Source organism: Humibacillus xanthopallidus, assembly GCF_006717145.1.
GTDB lineage: Bacteria > Actinomycetota > Actinomycetes > Actinomycetales > Dermatophilaceae > Humibacillus > Humibacillus xanthopallidus.
The window spans coordinates 339043-349708 of record NZ_VFQF01000003.1 but is presented as its reverse complement, the minus strand read 5'-3'; the positions used below and the strand labels follow the sequence as shown (position 1 = coordinate 349708).

The following is a 10666-nucleotide window of genomic DNA, read 5'->3' as shown; positions in this document are numbered from 1 at the left end:
GAGCCTGACAGCCGACAGGGGGCCGGCGCTATTGTTTCGGGTGGAGGCGAAACTTGGGAACGTGGCAGATCTCGGTCGACCTGCTCGCGCGCAGTCGCTTCGTCGTGTCGCCGCGGATCGAGTGCTCCGCGGCCGTGAGCCACCTCGTCCGGCCGAACGACCCCATGACACGGGCCTTCTCGGCGGCCCACCGCGAGTCGTTCGAGGCGATGCTCGACGAGCACCCGGCGCGGCGGGCCGTGCTCGAACACAGCTGGCGGCCCGGCTGGATCGCCGACTGGCTGTCGGTGCCGCCGACCGGCCCGGGGCTGACCTTCGAGGAGGAGCTCGACCACATCACTCGCCTCGGCGACGCGTGGGTGCGCGCCGACCTGCGGCACACCCACGGCGGTCCGCTGCCGCGCATCCTCAGCCGGCCCGGCACCGCACGCCACGCCACGGAGCTGCTCGCCTGGGTGTGGACGCACTGCCTCGCCACCGACTGGGCTCGCCGCGAGCGGGTGCTGCGCGCCGACATCGTCTCGCGCACGGCGCGCCTCGCGACGCACGGCTGGGCCGCCGTGCTCCGCGACCTCGGCCGCGACCGCGAGTGGCTCGGCGACGGGCAGCTGCGGATCAACCGCTACGACCTGCCGTCGCGCGTCCTCGCCGACGACGCCGACCTCTTCTTCGTGCCGAAGCACGGCTCGGCCACGTGGGTCGGCTGGGACCTCCCGCAGCGGTATGCCGTCTACTACCCCGTCACGGGCGCGCTCGCCCAGGTGGACGGCCGGGTCGACGACGGCCTCGAGCAGCTCGTCGGGGCATCGCGGACCCGCCTGCTGCGCACCCTCGACGGGCCCTCGAGCACGACCGCCCTCGTCGCCCGCACCGGTATGCCGCTCGGCTCGGTCGGTGACCACCTCAGGGTCCTGCTCGCGGCGGGCACCGTGCTCCGGCGAAGGTCGGGGCGGGAGGTGCTCTACTGGCGCACGTCGCTCGGCGACGCCCTCGTCGCCTCGTCGACCGGCGCGGGTGCGGGGTCCCCGGCCGGGGACAGCGTCGGCGTCGATGCTTGGTGAATTGTCGGGCCACTCGCCTGACGCGACGCACACCGCAGGTCTAGCGTCGCTCCTGTCCTGACCGTTCAAGGAAGAAGGCATGACAGATGGCAGAAGACTGGGCAGCAGACGTCAAGAAGTACGACCCGAACGCTGACGACGCGGCGATCAAGGGAATCGTGCGGCACTGCGGAATCGCCCTCCAGAAGCGGGACTCCTCGCTCGTCGCCTTCAGCGACAAGACCGAGCTCGACCGCGTGAGAGAGGGCTTCCTCAAGAAGAAGCTCGCCCTCACCGACTCGGACGCCGACCTCGACGCCGCGATCGCCGACGTCGGGCAGACCCTCAAGGACGACCGCACGAAGAACCGCGTCACCGTCTACTACCTGCTCGCCGACAAGTTCGGCAAGCTCGACCTCTTCCGCTGAGCTCCCCTGCCGTATGCCGCCTGGCCGGGCCGGGCGGCATACGGCTGATGGCGCCCGCCCACGACCTCCACCCAATCCAAAGAGCACTCCGTCGGCCCGCGCGGGGCTGCGGGCTACGGCTGGCTGGGGCCGACCTGCCCTCGATTTATCGCGACAATCTGCGCAAGATGGGTCATGGACACTCACACTCCATCCCCCACTCATGCGCCACGGCTGTCGCGTCGCGCGCTGCTCACCACAGCGGCCGCCTCGACCCTCGTCGCCCTCACCGCACCGTCGGCCGTCTCTGCCGGACGCCGCTCGCCGGCACCCGAGACGGTGCTGCTTCCCGACGGCATCCGACCCGAGGGCATGACCTCCGGGCCGGGCTCGACCTACTACGTCGGGTCGCTCGCCGACGGGCGCATCGTCACGGGCGACCTGCTCGTCGGCACCGTCGCGACCCTGCTCCCCGGCGCCCCGGGCCGGGCCCTGCGCGGCCTCTTCCACGACGACCACTGCGGTGTGGTCTGGGCCGTCGGCGGCGTGACGACACCGGCCGGCACCGAGGGCCATGTCTGGTGCGTCGACGCGACGACCGGCGCCGTGCACCACGACGTCGTCGTGCCGGGCGCGGTCTTCCTCAACGACCTCGTGCTGACCGACGACGCCGTGTGGGTCACCGACTCGCGCGTCGACCGCCTCACCGTCATCGCGCACGACCACGCCACGATGTCGGTCAGCGAGCCCGCCTTCGTGCCGCTCACGGGTGCGTGGCCAGGCAACCCGACCGGAAACGCCAACAACGCCAACGGGATCCGTCTCCTGCCCGACGGTGACATCGTGCTCAACAACAGCCGGGTGGGCGGTCTCTGGCAGGTCGACCCCGCGACCGGCGTCACGAGCGAGATCCTCGTCAGCGGTGGGCGTGTCATCACGGGCGGCGACGGCCTCGAGACCGACGGCGCCGTGCTCTACAACGTGCGCGGCAGCGGGCAGTACGAGGTCTCGGTCCTGCGCCTGTCACCCACCGCGACGGGCTGGGTGGCCAAGTGGACCGGAGCCCGCACCGACGAGACGCTCGACATCCCCTCGACCGCAACGCTCGCCGGCGGGTGGCTCTGGGCCGTCAACGCCCGCTTCGGGGTGACCTCGCCGAACACCGCGTCCTACTGGATCACCCGCCTGCCGGCGGTCTGACGCGGGTCCGGCGCCGGTCTGACGGCGGTCCGAGGCCGCCCCTGACGACAGTCAGCCGGCCGCGTCGTCTTCCAGGTACTCGCGCGCTGGGGCGCCGCTCGGGACGTAGGTGTCGTGCAGCGCCCGTGCGCCGGCGACCGGGTCGCCGATGATGAGCTGCGCCTCGCACAGCGAGGCGAGCTCCTGGGTGGCCCCCGGTCCGGCGATGTGGACGGGGGTGTGCCGTCCCAGCCGGCGCAGGGCGGGCCCGTGGGCGGCGAAGGCGGTGCGACGGTGCGCGGAGAGGACGACGGCACCGGGCTGCAGGGTGCGCGCCGCGAGCGCCACCTCGGCCGTCGGGGTGCTGGCACCGAGGTAGCAGACCTGCCAGTCGAGCCGCGACAGCACGAGGGCCATCGCCATGAGCCCGAACTCGTGCTGCTCACCAGGCATGCAGGCGAGCACGGCCGCGGGGCCGGAGCCGCCACGCTCACCGTGCAGCATCATCGACAGGCGCACGCGCAGCACGTTGCTCGCGAAGTGCTCCTGCGCGACCCCGATCTTGCCCTGCTCCCAGCGCTGGCCGACCTGGTGGAGGTAGGGCATGACGACGTGCGCCAGGCCGTCCTCCACGTCGAGCTGGTCGAAGACCTGGCCAAGGATGCGGTGGCCTCCGGCCTCGTCGAACGACTCGAGGGTGGTCTCCAGCTGGTCGACCCAGACCATCGCTGAGGTGTCGGGCTCGGACATGGTGCTCCGATCGGGCGGTGCGGGTCCACGGCTCGCCGGATTCTCGACGTCAAGGACGGTTCCCACTCCATCATCGCTCATGGCGGCGTAGGGGCGTGCATCGTGCACCGTGACCGGATCGTGGCCGAGGTGGTTCGCAGAAACCTCGCCCCGGGTCGCCGGGTGCAGTGCCGGCGTAACGCCCCACGCCCACCCCCTCCGGGGTCATGCTGTGCGCCATGAGCGTCAACCCCCGGCAGCCGCAGCGGCGCGCCGACATCCAGGGGCTGCGCGCGGTGGCAGTGCTCGCGGTCATCGGCTTCCACGTCCTCGGCTGGCCGCAGGGCGGCTACCTCGGTGTCGACGCCTTCTTCGTCGTGTCGGGCTTCGTCATCACCGGCCTGCTGCTCCGGGAGCGGGAGCGCACCGGCCGCACCTCGCTGCGCGCCTTCTGGGCGAGACGGGCGCGCCGCATCCTGCCGCTCGCCCTCGTCGTCATCGGGGCGGTGCTCGCGGTCGCGCCGTTCACGTGGGCGGCCCCCAAGGTCGCGGAGGTGCGGACCGACGCTGTCTGGGCCACGTTCTTCGCTGCCAACTGGCACTTCGCCGAGCAGTCGGCCGACTACTTCCAGCTCGGGTCCGAGCCGTCGCCGCTGCTCCACTACTGGTCGCTCGGAGTCGAGGAGCAGTTCTACCTCGCCTGGCCGCTCCTCGTCGTCCTCGCGCTCACCCTCGCCGGCGTCGCCCACCGCGCCCGCATCGCGCTGGCAGTCCTCGCGGCCGTCGTCGGCATCCCGTCGCTCGTCTGGGCCGTCGTGCAGGGCGCCGCCGACCCGACGACGGCCTACTACTCGACGTTCACGCGCGGCTGGGAGCTCGCCCTCGGCGCCGCCCTCGCCACCCTCCCTGCCGCAGCCGGCAGCCAGAGCCGGTATGCCGTTCGCCTTGCTCCCGCAGCCCGCACCGTCCTGTCGTGGGCCGGCCTCACCACCCTCGTGGCGACCTGCCTGCTCCTGTCGCCGGCCACGGGCGTGCCCTGGCCGGCCGCCCTCGGAGCGACGGTCGGCACGGCACTCGTCCTCGTCGCCGGCGTCGGGGCCCCGGCGCCCGGCGCGGTCCTGCTCACCAACCGCGTGAGCGGCTACCTCGGCGACATCTCCTTCGGCCTCTACCTCTGGCACTTCCCGCTCGTCGTCATCGTGCCCGTCTTCCTCTCGGCGAGCCGATCGGCCACGGCCGCAGTGGTTCTCGTGGCCACCCTGCTTCTCGCCGTCATCTCGCACCACCTGCTCGAGCGACCCGTCCTCGACGCACCGCGAGTCCGACCACGGGCCATGCTCGCCTCCGGCCTGGCGCTCGTCCTGCTCGTCGGGGTGGTCGGGGGCGCCGCGGCGACGCGGCCAGACCTCTTCACCGGAGACACGGTGGTCGCGTCGGGGGCGGAGGTCGACGGCGCGGTGGCTCCCCCGGCCGGCGGTGTGGCGGCCCCGGAGCCGACACCCAGCGTCACGAGCTCGAGCACGAGTCCGGGCACGAGGCCGACGGAGACGGCTCCGACGCCCTCAGCCACGACCACCACCGCCCCGGTCGGCTGGACACCGATCCCGCTGGGCGCGACCGGGACCCGCGTGCAGGACGGCCTTCGCGAGGCGCTCGCCTCGACGTCGTGGCCGTCGGACCTCAACCCCTCGCCCGACGCGTGGCAGACCATGGCCGACCCCCGCATGTCCACGGGCGCGTGCACCGCCACCCGCGCCTCGGACCCCGAGTCGTGCACCTTCGGCAACCGCAAGGGCCCCGAGATCATCGTCTACGGCGACTCGATCGGTATCCCGCTGCTCGCGACGGTAGTCAAGGCATACGGATCGACGTACAAGGTGCGCGGAATGACGAAGATCGGCTGCGCGGTCAACGGCGTCGACGCCGACTTCGGCAAGGACGAGTGGGCGATCCCGTGCGTCCGGCACCGGCAGATGGTGCTCGACTACGTGCGCCGGGTGAAGCCGAAGGTGCTCATCATGACCGAGACCTACTCCTGGGCCGTGCGGTTGAAGTCGGGGGCGAAGGGGTCGGCATCGGCGCAGGAGTGGCTCGCCGCCGACCAGGCGTTCGTCTCCTCGGTGCGCGGCAGTGTGGGGTCGGTCGTCATCGTCGCGCCGTCGATGCCGGGTGTCGCCTTCCTCGACTGCTACCGGCCGGGCGGCTCACCGCGACGGTGCGTCACCGGCATACCGGCGTGGTGGGCACGGACCCGTGACGTCGAGAAGAAGGTCGTGGGCGCGCACTTTCTCGACACGACCCACTGGTACTGCGTCGACGGCCGGTGCCCGCTCTTCACGGGCATGACCGACACGATCCTCAAAGGCGACTACCTGCACACGTCGGTGCAGTACGCGCGCCAGCTCGCGCCGGACTTCGTCCACCTCATGAAGGCGTCGGGGGCGCTGCCGTGAACGCCGTCGACGGCAGGTCACGCTCGTCGTCGAGCAGGGCCCGGACGACCCGATCGGCGACGGCCTCGGGCGTCAGGCCCTGCGGCAGGCGAGGCGCCTGACCCGCGATCGCGCGGGTCGTGAGGCCCGTCTCGGTGTGCGGCGGCCGGACGTCGAGCACCCGGATCCTGCGCCGGCGTGCCTCCGTGGCGAGCGCCGCGTCGAAGGCGGTCAGGCCCGCCTTGGCCGCGCTGTAGGCAGCCATTCCCGGCATCGCCCGCTCGGCGACGATGGCGCTGACCTGGACGAGGAACCCTCCCTCGGGGAGCACTCCGACGGCGGCCCGGGCGAGGCGGATGGGGGCGACGAGGTCGAGGAGCAGGACCTCGTCGAGCGTGTCGTCGTCGAGCTCCTCGACCGGCCCGAGCGCGACCACACCCGCAGCGTTCACGACGCCGGTCAGGGGCCGCGGCGACGGGCCGGACGCAGCACCGAGGGCGGCGCGCACCGCCGAGGCCGGGCCGTCCGGCCGGGTCAGGTCGGCCACCACCGTCGTGACGACCGCGTCGCCGAGCTCTGTGGCCAGGGCTGCGAGGCGGGACTCGTCGCGACCCGACAGCGTGAGCCGGGACCCGGCCGCGGCGAGGCTCCGCGCGATCGCGCCGCCGAGGCCTCCGGTAGCGCCGAGGACGAGGACGTGAGCAGAGGCGAGGTCGGTCACGTCGCCATCATCACCCGCCGAACCGCCCACCAACAGGGCAGCTGCCGGCTCCGCGCCGGGCCGACCGCGCGCCCTTCGAGGCCAGCCGCACACGTCGAGGTCAGCCGCACACAGCGCACGGTGGGCCGGCTGCCCGAAGGTGTGCGGCTGGCCGCGAGGTGTGCTCATGTGGCCGGGCCGACCGCGTCGACCCCCGGGTGTGGGAGGTGTCGGCAATGATGTGCCAGTCATGACGCGACCGACTCGATGGACCGCAGCACAGGTGGCCGGCCTCGCCCCCGACACCTCGTCGCTGGCGGCTGCCCGCAGGCTCGCGCGCCCGGGCCCGTGGTCCGACACGGGCTCCACCGACACGCTGCTGTGGGGCAAGTGCCAGGGGTCGGGCAGGACGCCGTACCAGGTGAGCATCGACCTCGTTGGCCCCGCCTTCCGCTGCACCTGCCCGAGCCGCAAGTTCCCCTGCAAGCACGGCCTCGCGCTCCTGCTGCTCTGGGTCGACGGGTCGGGCTCGGTCGCCGACGCCGACGAGGCGGCCGGCTTCGCGCAGGAGTGGGCCGCCGAGCGGTCGGCCCGCGCCGAGGCCAAGGCGGCCGGTGAGGCGGCCCGCCCGACCCGCACTCCCGACCCGGCTGCTGCAGCCAAGCGCCTCGAGGACCGGCTCGCCCTCATGGACGGCGGCATGGACGACTTCGCGCGATGGCTCACCGACCTCGCCCGCGGCGGCACGGCTGCTGCGCGCCACCAGTCCTACACGTGGTGGGACGGCACGGCGGCCCGCCTCGTCGACGCGCAGCTGCCGGGCCTCGCCGACGACGTGCGATCGGTGGGCGGCGCCGTGAGCGGTCGTCCCGACTGGGCCGAGCGGCTGCTCGTCGCCCTCGGCCGCTGGTGGACGGCGACCCGGGCGTGGGCGGCCCGCGAGTCGCTCGACGCCGCGCAGATGGGTGACCTGCGCGCCTATCTCGGCTGGTCGACGAGCACCGAGTCGGTGCGCCGCGGCGACGCCATAACCGACCACTGGCTCGTCCTTGGAGCGCACCGGTCCGACGACGGCCGCCTCCAGCAGCAGCGCACCTGGCTGCGGGGCAGCGTCACCGCTGAGACGGTGCAGGTGCTCGACTTCGCGGCCGGCGGCCAGGTGCTGCCGGTCGCACGGGCGGTCGGCTCCACCCTCGTCGCAACCATCGCGCGCTACCCCGGCGCCGCCGTGCGCCGCGCGCTCTTCGTCGACGAGCCCGCTCCCGCCGGCGACCCAGCCCGTATGCCGTCCGGCTCGACCCTCGAGCACGCACAGCTCGCCGCCGCGCAGGCCTGGGGGGCGAACCCTTGGGCACGCCGGGTGCCGGTCGTCCTCGCCGACGTGCGGGTCGGCATCGACCGCGTCGTCGATGCCGAGGGTGCGAGCGTGCCCCTGACCGATGACGCCCTTGTGTGGCCGCTGCTGGCCCTGACCGGAGGCCGCCCGTCGCGCGTCTTCGGCGAGCTCGAGGAGTCGCGGCTGCGGCCGCTCACCGTCGTGGTCGACGGCGAGGTGGTGGGCCTGTGACCGGCTTCGACGCGTGGTGGCGCGAGGTGGGAAATGTCGCTCTCATCGGCACCGCCCGGCGGCCCGTCCCGCCCCTGCCCGACCTCGGCCCCGCACAGGTGCAGGCACGGGCGGAGGGCGCACGACGCGAGGAGGCGCTGCTCGACTCGGTCGCCATCGGCGCAGCAGCCCTGCGTGCCGGCCGTCGGCTGAACCACGCCGACCCGCCCGCGGCGGCCCCCGACGACCGTCGTCCCGTCGCGCCGAGGCGGGCCGTGCAGCTGCTCGAGCTCGTCATCGCGCAACCTCCGGCCGGGGCCCAGCAGCGCAGCGGTCTGCTCACGCACTGGCTGCGCGCTGCCGACGACGCCGGCTGCCGCGTGCCGCACGCCCTCCTGCCCGGTCTGCTCGACCTCGCCACCGGCACCCGAGAGCTGCGCCGCCCCACCGCTGCGGTGCTCGACGAGCGCGGCCGGTGGCTCGCCGGTCTGCGCGAGGAGTGGTCCTGGGTCGCGGGCGCCGTGGCCGGGGCCCAGGCCGGCACGGCCTCCCGCGTCGAGGGCACCGCACCCGACCCCGGTGACTGGGCCCGCCTCCCGTCGCCTCACCGCCTCGCCGTGCTGGCCACCGTGCGCACCCACGAGCCCGCTGCGGCACGAGAACTCGTCGTCTCGACATGGGCGACCGACTCGGCGCGCGACCGACGCGCTCACCTCGACGCACTGCGCGTCGGTCTCGGACCCGACGACGAGCCGCTCCTCGAGGCCGCCCTCGAAGACCGCGCCGCCACGGTGCGCGAAGCCGCCGCCGAACTGCTCGACGCCCTGCCCCGATCCGCCCGGTCCGCCCGGATGGCAGACCGCCTCCGACCCCTGGTGCACCGCACCGGCCTGCTCGGCCGCGGTCTCGAGGTCACCCTGCCCGGTGAGCCCGATCCGGCCGGCATCCGCGACGGCCTCGGCAAACCGCCTCCCCGGCGCTCGGCCCGAGGCTGGTGGCTCGAGCAGATGTGCGCCGGCGCACCGCTCGAGGTCTGGTCCGAGCTGACCGGCGCGGACCCGTCTGCGACGGTCAAGCGGCTCACCGACGCGCAGGCAGGCGACGCGCTGGCCGGCATACGTCGGGCGGTGCGGGCGCGACGCGACCCCGAGTGGGCGACAGCACTCCTTGAACGCGGGTGGGACCCGGCCCTCGTGCCCGCGCTGCCCCGCGAGCGCCGCGAGCGCGTCGTGCTGACCCGCGTCGACGCCACCACCGACCGCGTGCACGAGCTGGGTGCCGTCGTCGGCGCGGTCGACCCGCCGTGGTCGCCGGACTTCAGCGTGGCCCTCCTCTCGCGCCTGCGTGCGTCGAGGGTCGGCTCGGCCATGGTGCTCGCGACGATGCCGCACCTGCTCACCGGGCTGCACCCGGCGGCCCTCGACCCGCTCGAGCGGTGGATCGAGCAGGCCGGCGGCGACCAGACCCTCACGACCAACCTCCGCAACCTGCTCCAGTTCCACTCCGTCAGGCGATCGATCACCGAGGCCTTCAGATGAGCGAATCACCCTCTCCCACCACGGTTCTGCGGGCCCACGCCGAAGATGCGCACGCCGCCGAACTGGCCGCCCTGGTGGCCTCCGACGACCGCCCCCGCCCGCCACGGTGGAGGCTCTCACCGTGGGCCGTGACGACCTACCTCCTCGGCGGCACGCTCGACGACGGCACCGAGATCACCCCGAAGTACCTCGGGTCCCGCCGCCTCATGGAGGTCGCGGTCGCCTCGCTCGCCACCGACCGGGCGCTGCTGCTCCTCGGCGTGCCCGGCACCGCGAAGACGTGGGTCAGCGAGCACCTCGCGGCGGCGATCAGTGGCTCGTCGACGCTCGTCGTCCAGGGCACAGCGGGAACGCCTGAGGAGTCGCTGCGCTACGGCTGGAACTACGCGCGGCTGCTCGCCGAGGGGCCGACCCGGGCAGCCCTCGTGCCGAGCCCCGTCATGCGCGCCATGGAGACGGGCACCCTCGTGCGCATCGAGGAGCTGACCCGCATCCCGGCCGACGTGCAGGACGCCCTCATCACGATCCTGTCGGAGAAGCACCTGCCGATCCCCGAGCTCGACTCGGAGGTGCAGGCGCAGCAGGGGTTCAACGTCATCGCCACGGCCAACAACCGCGACAAGGGCGTCAACGACCTGTCGTCGGCGCTCAAGCGCCGCTTCAACACCCTCGTCCTGCCGCTGCCCGACTCCCTCGCCCAGGAGGTCGAGATCGTGCGGACGCGCGTCGACTCGCTGGGCCGCTCGCTCGAGCTGCCGCCCGGGCTCGAGTCGCTCGCCGAGATCGAGCGGGTCGTCACGATCTTCCGCGAGCTGCGCTCCGGGGTCACCGCGGACCAGCGCACGACGGTGAAGTCGCCGTCCGCCACCCTGTCGACGGCCGAGGCGATCTCGGTCATGACCAACGGCCTGTCGCTCGCCGCGCACTTCGGCGACGGCGTCGTGCGGGCCGACGACGTCGCGGCCGGCCTCGTCGGCGCGATCGTCAAGGACCCGGTCCAGGACCGCATCGTCTGGCAGGAGTACCTCGAGACCGTCGTCAAGGACCGCACCGAGTGGACCGACCTCTACCGCGCCTGCCGCGAGCTGGGCTGAC

Annotated in this window: 9 protein-coding genes; 7 read left to right on the top strand and 2 right to left on the bottom strand. The window is 73.5% G+C overall.

Features of this window, described 5'->3' with window-relative positions; translation table 11 throughout:
• Positions 1–53: 53 nt before the first annotated feature.
• The 3 genes from FHX52_RS19630 to FHX52_RS19620 all read left to right on the top strand — a co-directional run bounded on the left by FHX52_RS19630 (position 54) and on the right by FHX52_RS19620 (position 2647).
• A complete protein-coding gene (locus FHX52_RS19630) occupies positions 54–1061 on the top strand; it encodes an ArsR/SmtB family transcription factor (protein WP_141824066.1) in 1008 nt (335 codons plus the stop codon).
• 86 nt (positions 1062–1147) lie between these two features.
• Positions 1148–1468, top strand: a complete 321-nt coding sequence (locus FHX52_RS19625; protein WP_141824065.1) for a DUF2853 family protein — start codon at positions 1148–1150, stop codon at positions 1466–1468.
• Between the two features lie 174 nt (positions 1469–1642).
• The gene (locus FHX52_RS19620) at positions 1643–2647 is read left to right on the top strand and encodes an NHL repeat-containing protein (protein WP_141824064.1); all 1005 of its coding nucleotides are present in this window, start codon (positions 1643–1645) and stop codon (positions 2645–2647) included.
• 51 nt (positions 2648–2698) lie between these two features.
• On the opposite strand, the gene FHX52_RS19615 is transcribed toward FHX52_RS19620, so the two are convergent.
• Positions 2699–3376, bottom strand: a complete 678-nt coding sequence (locus FHX52_RS19615; RefSeq protein WP_185747396.1) for a cobalamin B12-binding domain-containing protein — start codon at positions 3374–3376, stop codon at positions 2699–2701.
• Positions 3377–3594: 218 nt separating this feature from the next.
• Between FHX52_RS19615 and FHX52_RS19610 the strand changes: the two genes are divergently transcribed.
• Positions 3595–5808, top strand: a complete 2214-nt coding sequence (locus tag FHX52_RS19610) for an acyltransferase family protein (protein WP_185747395.1) — start codon at positions 3595–3597, stop codon at positions 5806–5808.
• Here FHX52_RS19610 and FHX52_RS19605 read toward each other — a convergent pair.
• Positions 5780–6508 carry an SDR family NAD(P)-dependent oxidoreductase gene (locus FHX52_RS19605; RefSeq protein ID WP_141824061.1) on the bottom strand — a complete coding sequence of 243 codons (729 nt, stop codon included), beginning with the start codon at positions 6506–6508 and terminating at the stop codon, positions 5780–5782. The two genes, FHX52_RS19610 and FHX52_RS19605, sit on opposite strands and share 29 nt — an antisense overlap.
• Before the next feature lie 229 nt (positions 6509–6737).
• Between FHX52_RS19605 and FHX52_RS19600 the strand changes: the two genes are divergently transcribed.
• The 3 genes from FHX52_RS19600 (at position 6738) to FHX52_RS19590 (ending at position 10665) form a co-directional block, all read left to right on the top strand.
• Positions 6738–8054 (top strand): SWIM zinc finger family protein, encoded by a 1317-nt coding sequence (locus tag FHX52_RS19600; protein ID WP_246070280.1) that lies wholly within the window; start codon positions 6738–6740, stop codon positions 8052–8054.
• Positions 8051–9571: a DUF5691 domain-containing protein gene (locus FHX52_RS19595; RefSeq protein ID WP_141824060.1), complete on the top strand. Its 1521-nt coding sequence runs from the start codon at positions 8051–8053 to the stop codon at positions 9569–9571. The genes FHX52_RS19600 and FHX52_RS19595 overlap by 4 nt, the downstream gene beginning before the upstream one ends.
• A 128-nt stretch (positions 9572–9699) precedes the next feature.
• Positions 9700–10665 (top strand): ATP-binding protein, encoded by a 966-nt coding sequence (locus tag FHX52_RS19590; protein WP_246070279.1) that lies wholly within the window; start codon positions 9700–9702, stop codon positions 10663–10665.
• The last annotated feature ends 1 nt before the right edge of the window (position 10666 follow it).